Here is a 17,613-nt window from a genome sequence, read left to right as displayed (position 1 = left end):
CCACGGTGTTCGCGACGCTGATCTTCGTGGTGGCGAGCTACATGCTGTTCAAGAGCGCCTCGGCCCTGCTCGCCTGAAGTCCTCGGGCGGCAGGCTGCGACGACCACGGAGACGATGGGAGAGGCGCGTGCGCATCCCTCCGCCGCCTGGCGACGGCGCTGGCGAGGGGGCGGCCGGGCCGCTCGATGCGGTGAGCCGGTGAGCCCGCCGAACAACGCAGCCGCCCTACCAGAAGCATACCGAGCATTGCGAGAGTTGCCGCAACCCGCATCGGCGCCCATCTCGACCTCGCAAACCGCGAGGACCGGGCTGGACTGCGAGCCGTCGTTCAACTCTCCCCTTGATTGGAAGGCCGGCGGTGGGGATTGGGGGCGAGGGTCATTTTGTCGGCATTGTTCGGATGCCCGATCGCCGGGAAGCACGAAGAAGCTGGTCCAGACTGAGGCGGCCACCGCCAAACACCATGAGGGAAAGCGCCATGGCGGCCCAGGGCAAATGGAAATTCGCCCAGCCCTCGGGAATGGTGAGCTGGATGATCGCGGTCATCGCCAGCAGGCCGAGCGCGGCGCAACGTGTGGCGAGGCCAAGTACCAGGAGGACCGGCAACGCGATCTCGCCGATCCCGGCCGCGGCCGCCATCACCATAGGGAATGGATAGGTATATTCGCCGCCGAGAATGTGGAGCCGGAACTCCTCCTCGAACAGGAAGCGCGCGCCGGTCGAGAGGTGCAGGAAGCCGTCCCATTTGGTCAGGCCCGACAGGAAGAACGGAACCGCCAGCGCAAAGCGCAGGGCCAGTAGCGGCAGCGATTGCGGGATCGAGGCCAACAGGTGATTTGCCTGTCGGACAAGCCCCGCCAGCGAGGTTTGGCCGTCTTGCGGTGCGTGTGCGGTCTCAAGGCTCATGGCACGTCTCCTTGATGAATGCCGGCAAACGCGCCCAGCGCATGCAGGCCGACCAGTGCAGCGCCGAAATCGAATGCCGGTTCGTGGGCGAAAGCGGCCTCGGCGGCCTCGCCCAGCGGAGCGCCGCCAAACAGCGCCTGTGCGAAAATTCCGTCCTGTGCCGGAATGATGTGGACGTTGACGTGCATGTCCGGCCGCACCACGAGCACCGTCTCGGCGTCCCACGCCTCCATGGGCGGCACGGTCGCGCTCTGATGAGCGCCCCAGATCGAGCCGACCGGATGCGGCGAGCGAATAAGAGCCGCCGAGGGATGCGCGGCCAGCCGGAGGTTCGGCAGCGCGTCGGGTGCCACGGCGGCCAACACCGAAAGATCGAGCAAGCCGGCGTCGGCGGCGTGATAGGCCCGTGTCCACGCGGCCTCCAGGCTTGCGACATCGGCGAGATAGGCCAGTTCGGCTGCTGGCTCGAACGCCGCGATGAAAGCGGGGAAGTCGTCGCCATAGTCGATGATCCGCGGCGAGGCGGGCTTGTTGTCCTGCGCATAGAGGCGGGCCATGGCGGTGAAAAACGCCGCGCCGACCAGCTGTTCCGTCACCGGAAAGCGCTGTGCCAGTGCCTTGGTCAGACCGACATGGACATTGTTGCGATAGACCGCGAAGCGCGCCGCATCCGCCTGCCCCCGCGCGGTGGTGATGCCGGCCGGCATCGGCCGCTCGGCATGGAGCAGGGCCTGCGCGAAATCCTCCTGGCTGGCAGCAAGACCCATGGCTCAGGCCGCCCGTGTCTGGCGATTGCGCCGCCCCGCTTCGCGGGCGATCCGGGCCTCGGCCCGCACCGCCTCGGCCTGAAGCGTGGCGAAGTCCGGTACGTCATTGTCCCATTCGATGAGCGTCGGCACCGGCCCGGTGCGCGCCAGGGCGTGTTCATACAGCGCCATGACATCGGCCTTTACCGGCGAGCCATGGGCATCGATGAGCAGCCGCTCGCCCGCGCCGTCGACGGTCTCGTCATAGCCGGCGAGGTGGATTTCGCCGATGCGCCCCACCGGGAAGCGATCCATGTAGGTGTGGGGGTCCAGCCGATGATTGACGCTGGAGACCATCACATTATTGACGTCGAGCAGCAGCCCGCAGCCGGTGCGCGCGGCGATTTCTTCCAGGAAGTCGATTTCGTCGATGGTGCTGTCCTCGAACAGCACATAGGTCGACGGATTCTCCAGCAGCAGCCTCTGCCCGATGGCCTGCTGCGCCTCGTCGACATGGTCGATCACCCGCGCCAACGTCTCGTCGGTATAGGGCAGCGGCAACAGATCGTTCAGAAAGCCGGTGTCATGCGTCGACCAGGCGAGATGTTCGGAAAAGCTTTGCGGTTTGTAGCGCTCGACCAGTGTCCGCAGGCGCGACAGGTGCACCCTGTCAAGCGGGCGGGCCGCGCCGATGGAGAGGCCGACGCCGTGCAGCGATAGCGGATAGAGCTTTGCTACCGACTCGAGATAGCGATGCGGGGGACCGCCGGCGCCCATGTAGTTCTCGGCATGAACCTCGAAGAAACCGATATCGGGTCGGTGTTCCAGCACATGACCATAATGTTCCGGCTTGAGGCCGAGGCCGGCACGGTTGGGTAGGCGGTCGGGCAGGCGGGCGGGGCGGGTGGCTGCATCCATCATGGCGAACTCTCCTGGTATTCAGGGCGGGAGGGAGGCCCGCCGCGCGGACCTCCCGGAAGCCGCTCAGCCCTTGATCGGCGTCAGCGAGCCCATGTGCATGCCGCCCTTCATGGTGACGCAGGTGCCCTTGGGAACCGCCTTCCAGGCATTGCCCTGGTAATCCATCGTCGAGGTGCCCGCGCAGGTGGTGCCGGCACCCGCCGCGCAGTCATTCTGGCCCTTGAGAGAAACGCCGTAGCACTTTTCGTTGCCGGCCATCTTTTCCGGCGCGAGCGGGGCCGCGAAGGCGGTGCTGGCGACGGCGGTGGCAAGCGAGCCGGCGAGGGCGAGAGCGAGGGTCGAGCGGTTCATGGGTCGTCTCCTGTTCATCTCTGGCGCCGGTCGTCGTCGACCGTGCGATGATCCTTTCGACGCGAGACCATCCGGCGTTACGCTGCACGTCGACACGAGTTCGTGATCGGCGGGGCGATGAGCTTGGACAATATTTTCGCGCCCACGTAACAAGTCGGCGCGTGGGCCCGAATGGGAGAGACCGGCGTTGAACGGCAAGAACGAACGCGAACTTGCCGATCTGCTTCGGGCCGCGATTGCCGGCGACGAGCGCTCCTATGCGCTTTTTCTCGACCGCGCCGCGGCTCTGGTTCGTGCCTATGTCCGCCGCAAGATTTCGCATGGCGGGGTCGACCCGGAGGATGTCGTGCAGGAGGTGCTGCTGGCGATTCACTTGAAGCGCCACACATGGATGCCCGATGCTGCGGTGATGCCCTGGGTTTACGCCATTGCCCGGTTCAAGTTGATCGATGCCTTCCGACGGCGCGGCCGTCGTGTTGAAATCGACCTTGATGAGATTGCAGAGACTTACGCGCAGCCTGAGAGCGAGACGGTGAGCGACCGGGATGTTGGCCGCGCGCTGGATACGCTGGCGCCGGGGCAGCGTTCCGTCGTTGCCGCGATCTCGGTGGAGGGGCGTTCGATCGAGGAGACGGCGCGGAAGTTCGGCATGAACGAAGCCGCGGTGCGGGTGGCGCTGCACCGTGGACTGGCCGCGATTGCGCGGCGATTTGGACGGGACTGAGATGAAAACCGACGATCTCATCAGGGCGATGGCCGCCGACACCGACAGCAGGTCGATGCCGATGGACACCGCATGGCGTCTCGCCGGCGTGCTGGCCTTTATCCTCGCCGGCGCGGTGTTTCTGGTTACGCTCGGCCCGCGCCCGGATGCGCTGGCGTCGCTGGAGACCGCGCGCTTCGTGTTCAAATTCGTGGTGACGCTGGCATTGGTGGCGAGCGCCTTCGCCCTGGTGCGCGCGCTCGCACGTCCCGGCGGTGGGGCCGGGCCCCTGCTGGCATGGCTCGCGGTTCCGCCGCTGCTGCTGGTGGGTGCGGTTGCGCTCGAGCTGTTCGCGGTCCCCGCGTCCGAGTGGATGACGCGGCTGGTCGGCGTCAATAGCCAGGTGTGCCTCACCTTCATTCCGCTGATTGGTGCCGCGCCGCTGGCGGTGTTCTTGCTGGCGCTGCGCCATGGTGCGCCGACCCGTCCCCGTCTCTCCGGCGCGGTGGCTGGGCTGGTCGCCGGCGGTCTGGCCGCGGCGTTTTATGCTGCGCACTGCCCGGACGACTCGCCGCTTTTCGTCGCCACCTGGTACAGCCTCGCCATAGCCGGCCTGGCCGCCGTCGGTGCGCTCGCCGCACCGCTTGTCGCGCGCTGGTAGCCCGGCCGCCTGCATTCGGCCGCCTGCACTCGGCCCTCGGCTACATCCGCGTGGCCGAGACGGGACAGAGAGCGGCTTAGCCCGGCTCCGTTTTCCGGGAGGGACGATCCGTGCGCCGAAACATTGCCGCTCGCGCAATTGGAGAGGACCATGAGCGATTTTTCAGTCCATAAAATGTGAGATCTCACCCGCAACATCTGCAGCGTTTTGCCTGAGGAGCTTCAACGTCTGCACGGTTCTGCGCGCACCATTCTCTCCCAGGAAGAACATGTGGTTGCCCGGCAGCGTCGCGCTCAGCCGCTGGGCGGCGCGTCCGACATGCTCGACCAGCAACGCCCAATTCTCGGAGGGAAGCGCGGCGAGCTTGTCCGCTTGCGAGAAGACGAGACCTTCGCAAAGCTGCTGGGTAATGTAGGCGCCCCATGTGGAACGGTCCGTGAGAGCGTGCCGGGCGTCGATCGAAGAGGCGTGCGTGATCAACGCGAGCGGCGGAAAGGCTCGGTAGCGCGCGGTGCCGACCTCGAGCGCGTCTCCGGCCGGGTCGGGAACGAAAGCTCCGTCTCTGTAGCGCATGGCCGATGCGGCCAGCCCGACCGGGAAATCACCGGTCATCTCGCGTGTGAATTCGTCGACATCGAGCACCGCGTGGCCGGCAGCCGCGTTCTGATCCACAAGGCAGTGGAGCAGCCAGTCGAGGTAGGCACCCCTGATTCCAGCGAGGCCACTCGCCGCTGGCTTCAGGTGGTCGAGGCCGGGCAGGGTATTGGGAAGTGCCGAGGCGGCCGCCATCGCGACGAAGAGCTCGATGCCCTTTCCCTTTCGTCGCAGCGCGGCATGAAGCGGCTCGGCAATTCGCCCCGCCATGCTCCAGCCGAGCACGATGGCGTTCGCCGGCAGGCCATTGCGGTCCATGTAGCGGGCGATGATCTCGGCGCTCTGCTCCGCCCAGTCGGTGATCGAAAAGTGCGGGAATGGGGCGTCGAACACACCCCTGTTGTCGATGGGGTAGGACAGGACCAGCGACGGGAAGCCTTCCTCATGCAGCCAGTGGCAAAGGAAATCGGCAGCCCTTCCCCCGGGCGGTCCGTAGGCGATGCGGCCGAGCACACCTCCTCCTGTGACAAACACCACGAGGGGAAGGTCCTCGCGCCCGGGTTCGAACCGCACCAGAGCCGGATAGCCGGCCGCCTCGGTCAACTCCTCTCCCGGATAGAGCATGGGGGATCTCGTCTGTGCTTCCGCCGGAGCGCGCCATGTCGCGGCCAAGGTTACACCGAGCATCGCGACTTCACGACGATCAAGGTCCCGGACAATCACCCTCGAATGCTCCATGGTGCATCCGGCCGTGGGCGCCCATTAGTCCACGTTGCGGCGCGTAGCATAGCCTGGAGGCAGGTCCTCCGGCGCGCAGGCGATCACGCTTTCGTCGTCCCGGCCGCAATCTTCCACGAAGGTGATATCGGCAAACTCGTCAATGAGGAGCGTCGGATAGGTCGGCCCGGCGTCGCGGTACTGGCGCATCAGGTCGATCTTCTCGTTCTGGAAGCCGATGATCTTGTTCGGTTCCCGCTCGATCCAGTGCGGGAAGAAGGTGGCGCCGTGGGCGCGGTTCTCGTTGAGATTATAGGCGACGCTGACGCAGGTGCCGGTCGGCTCGTACCAGGAGACCTTGTACACACCGTCGGCGAGACGGACGATGTGGACCTCCTGGCCCTTCACCCAGCGCCCGCCGACCATGCCGCCATGCACGCGGTAGTCGATGGTGCGCTCGTTCTTGAAGTACATCTCGTACAGCCAGCCATTGGCGTAGGTGTAGATGATGTGTTTGCCGACGAAGGCGGCGATCTCCGCCGGATGCGTGGATTCGAATGAATCGGACATGGCTTTCCTCTCTATGGCCGCCGGGCGATGCCCGAACAGCCGGCTATGGACATGGGGTGGATGGGGACGCTTTGCTTGAGCCTAACGGAAGCCGTATTCGCTCCAGCGGCGCTTGACCCGATCGACGATCTCCGCCGGGTAGCCGTGGCGGAACGATGCGCGCACCGGCAGCGCCTCGCCCCATTCGTCGGGTGGCAGGCAATTGTAGACGACCTTCCCGGTGCGGGCGGCGGTTTTCTCGTTGGTGCGCAGATAGGCGACGAGCGGGTCCTCGGGCTCGTCGCGGAAGACGGCGTGGCCGAGCAGCGGGTGGCATCGCGTGGCGAAGGCCCAGACCAATTCCTTGAGATCGTCCGGATTGATGTCGTCGTTGAGCACGATCACCTTGGGGACAACGCCAGCCTTGGTCGAGAACATGACCTCGCCGATCCGCTGGCACAGCGCCTGCGCGGCGTCGATGCCGGTGCGGCGGCGCCAGTCGCGCGGCAGCGTCACCACCAGCCAATGCATGGCGCTCTGCTGCGGAATCCACGCGGTGGTCGCGGGTATGCCGGCGGCCCTGAGATCGTGCAGAATCTGGGCCGAGATCATGGTCCCCCAGACTGTGTGGTTCTCCTCGGCCGGCTCTCCGGCGGCGACGACGGGCAAGATCGCGTCGTGGCGATGGCTGATGGCCGAGACGTGGTAGACGGGACCGTCCCGCGCGGGCTCTGTCGGAATGTAGCCGGGATATTCTCCCATTGGCCCTTCCTTCGTCTTCTCGTCGAGATGCAGATAGCCCTCTATGAGGATCTCCGCGCTCGCCGGCGCCTCGAGCCCGACGGTCCGGCATCGCACGGTCCGGATCGGTCGCCGCATCAGGGCACCGAGCCGGCCGCTTTCGTCCACCTTGGCCGGCAGCGGCATGGCGCAGATAAACGGGATGGACGGCTCCACGCCGAGCGCGAGGGCGAAGGGCATCGGCTTGCCCATATCAGCCCAGGCCTTGGCCACCATGCCGATATGCTGCTGGGGTGAGACGAGCCCGGTCATGCGCTTGCCGTCGACCACCATGATGCGGGCGATCGACCAATTGGTCCATGAACCGTCCGGCGTGCGTGCGACGATGCAGCCGAAGGTGTTGAGATAGCGGCCGCCGTCGCCGTCATGCAGCAGCGGGACCGGCAGGCGGTTCAGATCGACATCGTCGCCGGTCGAGATGTTCTCGAAGCAAGGCGCGCTGTCGACGATCTGCGGATTGATTGCGGGCAGATCGAGGCTGGCGGCGATGGCCTCGGCGATCTCGATCCCGCTTGACGTCGGCGGCAGCTCGAGCGACGTCGCCGCACGAACCATAGCCAGGCCGCGCCGGGCGCTGGTGGCGGCTGGCGCGCCCAGGATGCGGAAGCCGGAGGGATGATCGGCGAATGCGCTGAACAGCGGTGCGGGCGAGCCCGTCTCGGAGCAATGTCGGATGATGGCGCCGAGTTCCAGGTCGAGAGAGACCGGAGCCGCGACCTCCTGGATTTCTCCGAGGTTGCGCAGCGCTTCGATATATTGGCGCAGGTCGAGCAGGGGCATGACAGGAAGTCCTAGGCCGTCGTGTCCGCGGGGAGGTGGCGTGGCGCAGGAGTGACGTGCCGTTGCATGGATCACATCCAGTCCCAGTTCGATGGAACCGAGCCTAGCCAGCCGGGCTCGGCGCCTCATCGTCAGAACTGTCTATGCGGGCAACGAAACGACCGACGGGCCGGTCGACGGCGCTTCAGCGCAACTGCGGCACCAGCGCCCCGAGCGTCGCCATTGTGCGCTCGAAGTCGCGCAGGTTCTCCGCTTCCGACTTGCCCAGGATCGAACGGATCTGGCTGCGGACGGTCATGAGCGAGACGCTGCGGCGACGCGCCACCTCCTCGGCGCTGGCGCCGCCGGTGAGCGCGACCGCGACCTCCGCCTCGGCCCGGCTGAAGCCGAACATCTCGCACAGCATGTCGGCTTGCGGCGCCACCTTGCGGTTGAGCGGGCGCAGGATCAGCAGGGCGAAGGCCTCCCTTGCGGCACCGCCATCCATTCCGCTCACGTCAGCGGCCAGGCCCTGCGGCGCCGGAGCAACCATCAGGCCCACCACCGCGCCGTTGCGGGAGGTTACCCGCATGGCGCCTCCCGTGCCCCCCGACGTCGCGGAGGCCACGAGCCGCCGCAGCACGCTGGCCTCCTCGCGGGACATGGCGGCGAGGTAGACGCCACTGCCGACACAGGGTCCCGAGCGCAGCGAGAACAGGCCGGCATCGGGACCGGCCAGGTACCTGCGGGCGAGGTCATTGATGAAGCGGATCTTCAGCCCCGCATCGACGACACCCACGCCTACGGGAAGCGCCTCCAGAGCGGCCCGCGTCAGGGCGAACGTCTCGTCGTTCCGCCCCAGCCGCGCGCGCAGCTCGATGGCGCGCTGGACATGCGGCATCAGGGTCTTCAGCAGCCGGACATGGGTTTCGTCGAACGCCCCGGTGTCGTCGCCGCGGGACACCAATATCGGAGTCGCCTCGGTGAGGCCGGCCATGCCGCCGATCACATGGCGACGCTCGTGATGCCGGGCGAAGTCGTAATAGAACTCGCTGTTCAGGAATTCGTTCTCGGCAACCAGCTCGGTGCCGAGCTTCGCATTGCCGAGGTGGTGGGCCCGTGCGGTCGCGAAGTCATAGCGGGCCTTGGCGGCGTAGGGGTCTCTGGCGTGGAAATAGCCCGCGTATGCGGTCTCGCTGCCGTCGGCAGGCATCAGCAAGTTGCGAGGTCCCCCGGGGCCACCGAGGACCAGCAGGGCGCGCCGGGCGTCCATGATCCGGCAAATGCGCTCGCCCACGTCAAGCCAGCTACCGTCCCCGGCGCCGGCCTGATAGATGGCGCCGACGCAATCGGCGAGATCACGCTCGGTGTCTTTCACTCTGGCCAACCTCGCAGGTAGCAAGAGGATGACAGAAGCGCGGGTCCCATTCAACGCAGCTCATACGGCGCAGATCTTGGGAAGTCTCGGGATGACCGAGGTGGCGGTCGGGTACGAGGGGGCGTCACCACTTCTGCTGATGCGCGCCTGACGGTGCCAGCCTAGGTTGGGCTTCATGGATCACGGCCAGGCGACATCGACGGCTGGGCCATTCCAGAGGCACATCATGACGAGCGTCCGCGACCTCACCTACGACCTGCTCCGGCGGCACGGCATCACCACCATCTTCGGCAATCCCGGCTCGAACGAGCTGCCCTTCCTTGACGATTTCCCGTCCGACTTCCGCTACATCCTCGCCTTGCACGAGGGCGCGGCCATCGGCATGGCCGACGGCTACGCGCAGGCCACGGGCCGCACCGCCTTCGTCAACCTGCACTCGGCCGCCGGCACCGGCAACGCCATGGGCGGCTTCGCCAATGCGTGGAACGCTCACACGCCGCTGGTGGTGACCGCCGGCCAGCAGATCCGCGCCATGATGGGCATGGAACCGCTCTTGACCAACATTGATGCGACCACGCTGCCCAAGCCGCTGGTGAAATGGTCGTGCGAGCCGGCCCGCGCGGAGGACGTGCCCCTCGCCATCAGCCGTGCCCTGCACCTGTCGAGCCTGCCCGCGCCGGGGCCGGTCTACCTCTCCATCCCCTATGACGACTGGGACAAGCCCGCCGAGCCGGAATCCCTGCGGCTGCTGAAGCGCACCGTTTCCGCTGCGGGCGCGCTCGATGCCGGCGCGCTCGCGGTGCTTGCCGCGCGCCTGGATCGCAGCGCCAATCCGGTCATCGTTCTCGGGCCGGACGTGGACGCGGCGCGGGCGCACGCGCACGCGGTGCGGCTCGCCGAGCGGCTGAAGGCGCCGGTGTGGGTCGCCCCTTCGGCGCCGCGCTGCCCCTTTCCCACCACCCATCGCCATTTCCGCGGCCTCCTGACCGCCAGCATGGCCGACATCTCCCGGCAGCTGGAGGGCCATGACCTGGTGCTGGTAGCCGGCGCGCCGGTGTTTCGCTATCACCAGTACGAGCCCGGCCCGCTGCTGCCGGCCGGGGCCGAGCTGATCCAGATCACCTGCGATCCCGACGAGGCCGCCCGCGCCCCCATGGGCGATGCGGTGGTCGGCGACGTGGGCCTTATCCTCGCGGCGCTGGCCGACACGGTCAGCGAGGCGGAGCGGCCGGCGCCGCCGTCCCGGAAGACGCCGGCGCGGGCTATGACGGGGGCAACGCCGCTGGCTGCCGAGCGCGTCCTCGACCTCCTGGACGAACTCGCCCCGCGCGACGCCATCTATGTGAACGAATCCACCTCCACCATCGAGGCCATGTGGCAGCGCATGCGCTGGGAGCATCCGGGGAGCTATTATTTCGGGGCGGCAGGCGGCCTCGGCTTCGCCATGCCGGCCGCCGTGGGCGTCCAGCTCGCCGAGCCGGAACGGCAGGTGATCGCTCTCATCGGCGACGGTTCGGCCAATTACGGCATCACCGCCTTGTGGACGGCGGCCCAGCACAAGGTGCCCGTGGTGTTCGTCATCCTGCGCAACGGCACATACGGCGCCCTGCGGTGGTTCGCCGGCGTGCTGAAAGCCGAGCACGTGCCTGCCCTCGATGTGCCGGACATCGACTTCGTCGCCATCGCCACGGGCTACGGGATGGAGGCGGTGCGGGTCGACACCGACGAGGCCTTCGCCGCCGCCTTCACCCGCGCGCTCAAGGCCGGCAAGCCGACCCTCATCGAGGTCGCCACCGCCTGGCCCGGGGGTTGAGGCGGCCGCCCGCAGCGACGGGTGCTGGAACAGGCCGTGTAAAGCAACCCAGGCGGGGTAGGGAGACATCCGTGTCCGGAGATTTCGAGAAAGAGCTGACAAGGCGCGTGTGGAGCGACGATGCCTTCGCCGCCCAGGTGGAGAGCGACCCCGTCGCGGCGCTCAAGACCATGGGCGTCGCGGTGCCGGCCGGCATCAAGGTGAAGGTGGTGGTGCAGCGGCGCGACCGGGTCTATTTCACCATCCCGCCCGCCCGCGCGCCGCAATCGCCCCCGCCGCCGGCGCCGCTCAACCAGATGGATCTGTGGTCCAGCCAGGGCCTGTTCATCTGGCTCGTGCCCGTGGCCGCCAAATTCAAGCTGCTGGCCCTGCGCAACGCGGCCCGCACCGAGGGAGATCCGCCGTGAGCCATTCCAATTTCGTCGAGAAGAATGCCAATTTCGTCGAGACGAATTACGAGCGCATCGCCACCGATCCCGACTATCGCGCGAAGCTCCTCGCCGACCCGGTCGGGGTGGTCTGCGCGGAATTCGGTTACACGCCGGGGCCGGATTTGAAGATCGAGATCGTCGAGCAGGCGGAAGACACCATCGTCATCATGGTGCCCCCGAAGCCCGAGGCCGGCGAGGACATGGAGCGGGCCCTCACCGCGGTGACCGAGCGTGTCTTCGATCTTTTGTTCTCGTCCGGAATCGGCGGCTTTTTCATTCCGGATGACAAGCAGAAATGGGCGGTGCGCGAGATGCGCCTGGCCGCGCAGAAGAAGACCGGCCTTGATATCTCGCAATTGTAGGGCGCCCCCGCGCCCAGATCTGGCGCGGCGAGCCTGAGACCGGGGGAGAATGCACATGACGGCCAAGAACGGGAAGCGGGGTTTCTGGGACAATCTCATCGCGCCGAAGGGCGGGCTGTTCGGCGCGCAGCTGGCGGGCTGGACGCCAGGCCCCGCCGCGAAGTCCGGGCTCGGCTGCCGCATCCTCGCCGACCGGATGATCGAGGTCGCGCCCTCCATCTGCCTCGCGGCCGATGTCTATGTGCCGAAGGCGCCGGGCCGCTATCCGGCGGTCATCGCCTTCGCGGCCTATTCCAAGGAATTGCAGGCCGCCGGCGCGCCCACCGGCAACAACGAGACCGGCAGCCCCCCGGTCTTCACCGATCGCGGCTATGCCCATGTGATCGTCGCCCGCCGCGGCATGGGCCGCTCGGGCGGGGCGGACGCCGTCTATCTCAACGACACCGACGTGGAGGACCACGCCAAAGTCATCCAGTGGGCGGCGGCCCAGCCCTGGTGCGATGGGCAGGTGGTGCTGTTCGGCACCTCCTATTACGGGCTGACCCAGCCGCAGGTGGCACGGCTTCGCCCGGCGGCCCTGAAGGGCTTCTTCACCAACGAGATGTGCACGGATTTCTTCCGCCACATCGCCATGTTCGGCGGCGCGCCGCAGCCGGATTTCTTCGCGCTCTGGATGGGCGCGAACTTCACGCCCCTGCAGTTCCGGCTGCACCTGCCGCCGCTGCTGCGCGCGGTGGTGAGCCACATCACCAACTCCCCAATGAAGCATGTATGGTGGCCGCAGCTGAAGAAGCGCATGACGCGGATCATGAGGGCTTTCGAGCGGCAGGTGCCGACGCCGCAGGCGCGCCGCCTGTTCGCCGGCCTCATGCTCGACGGCAAGACCCGGGCGACAAGCGTGCTGCCGGCTGGCCCGTCCGGCGCGCTGGGCGACATCGAGGTGCCGTTCGTTGTGGTGCAGAATGCCGGCTATCTCAACCTGCACCAGTTCGGCGCCTACGATCTGTTCGAGAATGCCGGCACGCCAAGGGATCAACGCTGGCTCATCATTGGCCCGGCGACCTATGACCTGCCGGTCTATGCGTGGCAGCTGGAGGCACTCGCCTTCTTCGATCATCTCGTCTACGGCGCGGACAACGGCTATCTCGCGCAGCCGCGGGTGCGATACTGGACGGAAGGCGCGAAGGACTATCGCAGCGCTCCGGACTGGCCGCTGCCTGGCAGCACCGCGCTGCGCCTCTACCCGGCCTCCAATGGCGCCGACGCCGCAACTCACCGCCTCGACCGCGCGCCGGGCGACGGCGGGGCGAACCGATGGGCGGCGGTGCCCCTTGGCGCCATCGTGACGGCGGGCTTCGACGAGGTGGAGACCCAGCGCCTCACCTTCGAGCTGCCGGTGGAGGAGGAGACGGAGCTGACCGGGCCGGTGACCCTGAGCCTCTCCTTCAGCTGCAACGAGATCGATTCCCACGTGGTGGCCCGCACCGGGCTCGTCTCGGCCGATGGCGGCTACCAGATCCTTTCCATGGGCGCGATCCGACCTGCCTGCCGCAGGGTCGACGCGGCGCGCTCCACCGCCACCGAGATCGCCATCGACATCGACACGCCCGAGCCGCTCACCCCCGGCGTGCCGGTGACGCTGCGCTTCAGCCTCACGCCGCAGCCCGTGGTGCTGAAGCCGGGCGAGCGGCTGCGCCTCGACATCGCCAGCCGCACCGACCTTCTGCGCAGCGACGTGAGCCACGGGCATGCCCAGTTCGACATGCAGGTGCCGCCCTACTACGCGCGCAATACGCTCCATTACGGGCCGGACACCTATGTCGCGTTCGCCCGGGCGGGCGAGGCCAGAAGAGATCTTCACGTCTGAGGTGACGGCATCAATGGCCACCGCGCCTAGCGGATACGAACGGCTGGCCGATCATCCCGGAAAGGCTACCGCGGCTCACGACGATCCTGCGCGTGGCGATGTAGATCAATTCCGTGCACGAGGCTTCGCGTACACGCGCCGACCCGCCGGGCCCTGTCCGTGCGGCGTCGTTTCACTGCGATCACCGTGCATTTGCAGTTCCTGTAAGCAGGTCACATGCGATCATGGCAGACTAGGGAGCGGGGCTCGGGAGAACGGCGCTCGCCGGCCATCCGCCCCCCTGCGCTACCCGGCGAGCCGCGCGATCCCGCCGACGACACGCACCCGGACGCGTCGCGCATCGCCGGGCAGATAGGCGATCGGAATGTCCTCCACATCGAGTGTCGGCACGCTGCCCGCGCCCATCTTCACGATGGGCAGTCATCGCTCCGCGCCGATCTGCTGGAGATAGGGAACGAGAGCCTGCCAGTCCGCCTCCTCCACCTGGGCTGCGAAGTAGCCGTCCGGCCGGACCAGCGAAAGGAAAGTTCCACCGTCGGATCGAGGCGACGCCGCCACGAGGCGGGGAAAGCGCGCGGCGAGTTCGGCCGCGCCGGCACCGCCGCACGCGATGAACAGCGGCGTGTCGCCCGAGCCGAAAGGCACCTCCCCCGCGACCGGCCGCACCCGCGAGCCTGCTGTCGCTTCCCCCCGGAAGGGGCCGTTGAGCGGACTGTCCGGATAGCCGATGGAGACTTCCGCCATCAGCCCGGTGAGGGCCCGCTGCACCGGCGACAGCCCCATCAGAATATGGGCGACGAAGTCGCGCACATGCTGCAGCGTATGGTCGGCCAGCGTGCCGATCCGGGTCATGCGCCCCGAGGCCGCGATCACCAGCGCGCCGACCGGGCGGCGTTCCAGATCATAGCTGTCCAGCAGCGCCGGCGCGGTGCCGATGCCGCGGATCACGAGGGCCAGCTTCCACGCCAGATTGATGGCGTCCTGCATGCCGGTGTTCATGCCCTGCCCGCCAGCCGGGCTGTGGATGTGAGCCGCATCGCCGGCGAGGAAAACCCGCCCGGACCGATAGTTCTCCACCTGCCGCTCATTGATGCGGAAGGCACTGACCCACTCCGTGCCGGTGAGCGCGATGCCCCCGGGGCCGCGGGCATCGATCATCTTCTGGAACGCGTCCTGGTCCAGCGGAACGGGCGGCGTTGCGGTGGAGGGGCCGAGGCTGGTGATGATGCGCGCGCGGTCGGGCGCCATCGGGAAGAACAGCAGCGGCCCGTCCTCATGCCAGAAGATCGCCATCTGCGAGGAGGGGAACGGATATCCACTCAGGTGAAAATCGCCCTGGGTCCAGTCGAGGCCCAGCGTGTCGCCCTGGAAGTCGAGGCCGAGGCAATGGCGCACCATGCTGTGTGCGCCATCGCAGGCCACCAGAAAGGCATATGGCTCGCTGCGTTCCGTGCCGTCGGGCTCCCGCAGGCGGGCGGAGAGGCCGTCGCCGTCCTGCTCGAAACCGAGAAGCTCGACGCCGAGGTCGGGCTTGACGCCGTGGCCAGCGAGGTGACGCCGCAGCACGGCTTCGGTTTCGTATTGCGGCACCATCAGCGCGAACGGATAGGGCGACGGCAGCGCGTCGAGCGCAAACGATGCCACGGGCCGGCCGCCCGACAGGATGTTGGCAACGGTAACCTTGTTGCCGACGGCGATGATGTCCGCCGCCGCGCCCGACCGATCCAGAAGCTCCAGCGTGCGCGGCCACACCGCGACCGCCCGCGAGGTGTGCGTCGCCTCGGGAATCTTGTCGATGACGCGCACCGGAACGCCGTAGCGCGCCAGCTCCAGCGCCATCGTCAGTCCAACCGGCCCCGCGCCGGCGATAAGCACCTGATCCTTCACCCTGTTCTCCCCCTGATGTGGTGCTTCGGCCCGCGCCGCGGGACAAACCTCTCGATCTGGCGTCGATTGCGGCTGTGCAGATGCGGCCGCATCAATCCGTGGGCTGGTCGTTCCTGTTGACGGGCGGCCCCAGGAACTCCACGTGCCACTTCAGCCCGAAGGCATTGAGCGCGGCCTGGTCGGGGATGCCGTCATGCATCACGCCCGCGAGTTCGGTGAAGAACGCCGCCGCATCGAGCGCCGGGGCCATCAGGATATATTGGCGCGCGGGCTTGTCGGTCACGTTGCAGAAGCCGTGCTCGACCCCGCCGGGAATGCTCACCACGTCACCGGCCTCGGCATAGAAGCGACGGCCGTCCGCCTCATAGAGATACCGCCCCTCGATGACGCGGAAGATCTCGGCTTCGCGGTGGCGATGGCGGGGGGGACCCGCGCCCGGGGCATTAATGGTCTCGATGAAGCAGAACTCGCCCGAACTCGCCGCCGGCGGCATGCGCACGAACAGATCGAGCCCGATGGCGGGAATCTGGATGGGCGCTTCGGTTCCCTTGGAATGCAGGAAAGTTATAGGCATGGGTGTTTCCTCAAGGTGAAGGTGTGGAAGAGGATCTGGATGGGATCTTAGTTTTCTTCCTCGAACAGCCAGATATCGGCGGTAGGCTGGGGCCGGCCGGCGGCGCCTTCGTGCAGGCCCAGGAACGCGGGGATGCGCCGCTGCTGCTCGGGCGTGAGGGTGGCGACAAGAGGCTTCAGCGCGGCCGTCACGCTCTTAAGGTCGTGCGCCCGCACCGCCTCGGCATCGGCGATCCGATCCAGGATGTCCACAAAATCGGTCGGCGGCGGCGCCTTGGCCCGCTCCTCCCGGCGCTGGGCGGATAGCTTCGCCACCGCGCGGATGGCGGCCTCCAACGGCGGCCAGAGCGTCTGCTGCTCCGGGGTGAGGGTCATCACCGTCTTGAGCGCCAGTATGCGCGCGTCCAGCACGGCCTGCGCGTCCGCCGCGCTGTAGAGCTCGATGGCGGGGGGCTCCGGCGGCGCGCCGGCGGGCGGTGCCGTCTGGGCGCGAGCGGCCGGCGCTGCGAAGACCAGTGCGCCCATCAGGGCGATGGCAAGGGTGCGTTTCATGGACCGCTTCTCTCATGGAGTGGAACGGAACGGGAGACGGCACTCATCGTCACTGCCACCCGCCGCCGGGCAGCCGGCCGTGATAGGGGGTATCGCGGCAATGGCCCCAGGGACCGTGCCAGTAGCCGGGCGGGCACCCATTGCCGAAATAGCCGTAGGTTGGCGGCAGATCGTAGACCCATCCGCCGCCCGGCATGCGGCCGGTAAAGGGGGTGTCACGACAATGGCCCCACGGCCCGCGCCACGCACCCGGGCCGCAGCCCTGAGCGACGCGGGTCGCGACGCCGGTATCTCGCAGAGGGGTTGGCGTAAGAGGCATCGCCGAAGCCGGCAACGCCGCCAGTGCACCGAGCCACAAGCCGGAAAGCAGTCCGAAGGTGCTTCGCATGAGGAGCCTCCTAAGGTGACGTCTCGGGCCTCGAAGATCGTCGCCCGCACCAAGGGTCCCTTTGCGGACCCGAGTGCCCAAGAATTATCTCCTCCGCGTTGACGGCGCATCGACAGAACTGGTGATGCGCCAAGTTGTCGATCGGCTCTCCGCCGCGGCCATTCTCCGCGACTTTCGATCTGGCAATGCGCCTCGCAGAGGCGAAGGAACGGCGCCGTCGCCACGCCATTCTACCGGCGACTTTCGCGCGGATGCTTGCGTTCTGCTTCCATCGCCTGCAACGCGGGGGCGTGGCGGCAGAAAACGCCCCGAAGGTCGCTTGCCAACTATCAGAATTTATTGGGAAATTTGGAGATGGCGAGATGCATGCCCGGAGCGGTGGGATCGGGAACGACGCGCTGGACCGTGGCGATCGCGAAATAGCCGCGGGTCTCCGCCACTTTTCGGGGTTCGTAATAAACGATCCAGTCACTGATGCAGGCCTCGACGCGTCCCAGATATGGGCGCGGGAACGGATACCGCTCAGCCGGGCTGTCGTCATAGATCGGGTCCGAGCGGTGAATGAAGACGCCGAATCCCATGTGCCATCCCTGATCCCCATTCGATCGTATCGCAGATTGGAAAGCACTCGGCAGCAGGTGGACCTTTCATCCC

General features: G+C 67.3%; 19 protein-coding genes and 1 pseudogene. 6 read left to right on the top strand and 14 right to left on the bottom strand.

The features are described 5' to 3' along the window. Positions 1–378 precede the first annotated feature (378 nt). The 4 genes from FHS55_RS21920 to FHS55_RS21905 all read right to left on the bottom strand — a co-directional run bounded on the left by FHS55_RS21920 (position 379) and on the right by FHS55_RS21905 (position 2,924). Positions 379–906, bottom strand: a complete 528-nt coding sequence (locus FHS55_RS21920; protein WP_183192002.1) for a DoxX family protein — start codon at positions 904–906, stop codon at positions 379–381. After that, positions 903–1,673, bottom strand: a complete 771-nt coding sequence (locus FHS55_RS21915) for an HvfC/BufC N-terminal domain-containing protein (RefSeq protein ID WP_183192001.1) — start codon at positions 1,671–1,673, stop codon at positions 903–905. Before FHS55_RS21915 ends, FHS55_RS21920 begins: the two co-directional genes overlap by 4 nt. A gap of 3 nt (positions 1,674–1,676) precedes the next feature. Then, positions 1,677–2,573, bottom strand: a complete 897-nt coding sequence (bufB, locus tag FHS55_RS21910) for an MNIO family bufferin maturase (protein WP_183192000.1) — start codon at positions 2,571–2,573, stop codon at positions 1,677–1,679. Between the two features lie 63 nt (positions 2,574–2,636). Then, entirely contained in the window at positions 2,637–2,924 is a 288-nt protein-coding gene (locus FHS55_RS21905; protein WP_183191999.1) for a BufA1 family periplasmic bufferin-type metallophore, read from the bottom strand. A gap of 187 nt (positions 2,925–3,111) precedes the next feature. Here FHS55_RS21905 and FHS55_RS21900 point away from each other — a divergent pair, with 187 nt between their 5' ends. Further along, positions 3,112–3,648 carry a sigma-70 family RNA polymerase sigma factor gene (locus tag FHS55_RS21900; protein WP_183191998.1) on the top strand — a complete coding sequence of 179 codons (537 nt, stop codon included), beginning with the start codon at positions 3,112–3,114 and terminating at the stop codon, positions 3,646–3,648. Position 3,649: 1 nt separating this feature from the next. After that, a complete protein-coding gene (locus FHS55_RS21895; RefSeq protein WP_183191997.1) occupies positions 3,650–4,288 on the top strand; it encodes an NrsF family protein in 639 nt (212 codons plus the stop codon). A gap of 162 nt (positions 4,289–4,450) precedes the next feature. Here the strand turns inward: FHS55_RS21895 and FHS55_RS21890 are convergent, their stop codons facing one another. The 4 genes from FHS55_RS21890 to FHS55_RS21875 all read right to left on the bottom strand — a co-directional run bounded on the left by FHS55_RS21890 (position 4,451) and on the right by FHS55_RS21875 (position 9,086). Beyond that, complete coding sequence (locus FHS55_RS21890) at positions 4,451–5,506, bottom strand: hypothetical protein (protein WP_183191996.1); 1,056 nt, start codon at positions 5,504–5,506, stop codon at positions 4,451–4,453. 138 nt (positions 5,507–5,644) lie between these two features. Next, positions 5,645–6,169, bottom strand: coding sequence for a phenolic acid decarboxylase (locus FHS55_RS21885; protein WP_183191995.1), 525 nt, complete (start codon positions 6,167–6,169; stop codon positions 5,645–5,647). Positions 6,170–6,250: 81 nt separating this feature from the next. After that, positions 6,251–7,729 (bottom strand): UbiD family decarboxylase, encoded by a 1,479-nt coding sequence (locus FHS55_RS21880; protein WP_183191994.1) that lies wholly within the window; start codon positions 7,727–7,729, stop codon positions 6,251–6,253. A gap of 184 nt (positions 7,730–7,913) precedes the next feature. After that, complete coding sequence (locus FHS55_RS21875) at positions 7,914–9,086, bottom strand: hypothetical protein (protein ID WP_183191993.1); 1,173 nt, start codon at positions 9,084–9,086, stop codon at positions 7,914–7,916. A 226-nt stretch (positions 9,087–9,312) separates the two neighbouring features. Here FHS55_RS21875 and mdlC point away from each other — a divergent pair, with 226 nt between their 5' ends. The 4 genes from mdlC to FHS55_RS21855 all read left to right on the top strand — a co-directional run bounded on the left by mdlC (position 9,313) and on the right by FHS55_RS21855 (position 13,559). After that, on the top strand, positions 9,313–10,899 hold the full coding sequence (gene mdlC / locus FHS55_RS21870; protein ID WP_183191992.1) for a benzoylformate decarboxylase: 1,587 nt from the start codon (positions 9,313–9,315) through the stop codon (positions 10,897–10,899). A 71-nt stretch (positions 10,900–10,970) separates the two neighbouring features. Beyond that, positions 10,971–11,306, top strand: a complete 336-nt coding sequence (locus FHS55_RS21865) for a hypothetical protein (RefSeq protein ID WP_183191991.1) — start codon at positions 10,971–10,973, stop codon at positions 11,304–11,306. Beyond that, positions 11,303–11,692 carry a hypothetical protein gene (locus FHS55_RS21860; RefSeq protein ID WP_183191990.1) on the top strand — a complete coding sequence of 130 codons (390 nt, stop codon included), beginning with the start codon at positions 11,303–11,305 and terminating at the stop codon, positions 11,690–11,692. The genes FHS55_RS21865 and FHS55_RS21860 overlap by 4 nt, the downstream gene beginning before the upstream one ends. A gap of 55 nt (positions 11,693–11,747) precedes the next feature. Further along, positions 11,748–13,559 (top strand): CocE/NonD family hydrolase, encoded by a 1,812-nt coding sequence (locus FHS55_RS21855; RefSeq protein WP_183191989.1) that lies wholly within the window; start codon positions 11,748–11,750, stop codon positions 13,557–13,559. A 285-nt stretch (positions 13,560–13,844) separates the two neighbouring features. On the opposite strand, the gene FHS55_RS23770 is transcribed toward FHS55_RS21855, so the two are convergent. The 6 genes and pseudogenes from FHS55_RS23770 to FHS55_RS21830 form a co-directional block, all read right to left on the bottom strand. Beyond that, positions 13,845–13,970 carry a hypothetical protein gene (locus FHS55_RS23770; RefSeq protein ID WP_281379779.1) on the bottom strand — a complete coding sequence of 42 codons (126 nt, stop codon included), beginning with the start codon at positions 13,968–13,970 and terminating at the stop codon, positions 13,845–13,847. Between the two features lie 9 nt (positions 13,971–13,979). Continuing rightward, complete coding sequence (locus FHS55_RS21850; protein ID WP_183191988.1) at positions 13,980–15,446, bottom strand: FAD-dependent monooxygenase; 1,467 nt, start codon at positions 15,444–15,446, stop codon at positions 13,980–13,982. Positions 15,447–15,537: 91 nt separating this feature from the next. After that, positions 15,538–16,020, bottom strand: a complete 483-nt coding sequence (locus FHS55_RS21845) for a cupin domain-containing protein (protein WP_183191987.1) — start codon at positions 16,018–16,020, stop codon at positions 15,538–15,540. Between the two features lie 47 nt (positions 16,021–16,067). Beyond that, a complete protein-coding gene (locus FHS55_RS21840) occupies positions 16,068–16,571 on the bottom strand; it encodes a Spy/CpxP family protein refolding chaperone (RefSeq protein WP_183191986.1) in 504 nt (167 codons plus the stop codon). Between the two features lie 49 nt (positions 16,572–16,620). Next, positions 16,621–16,959 carry a GCG_CRPN prefix-to-repeats domain-containing protein gene (locus FHS55_RS21835; RefSeq protein WP_425485852.1) on the bottom strand — a complete coding sequence of 113 codons (339 nt, stop codon included), beginning with the start codon at positions 16,957–16,959 and terminating at the stop codon, positions 16,621–16,623. Between the two features lie 353 nt (positions 16,960–17,312). Next, positions 17,313–17,540 (bottom strand): annotated as a pseudogene (locus tag FHS55_RS21830) (HNH endonuclease); the annotation flags it as partial. Positions 17,541–17,613: the final 73 nt, after the last annotated feature.

Source organism: Ancylobacter tetraedralis, assembly GCF_014195655.1.
Classification (GTDB): domain Bacteria; phylum Pseudomonadota; class Alphaproteobacteria; order Rhizobiales; family Xanthobacteraceae; genus Ancylobacter; species Ancylobacter tetraedralis.
This window is presented reverse-complemented; position numbering and strand designations above follow the sequence as displayed.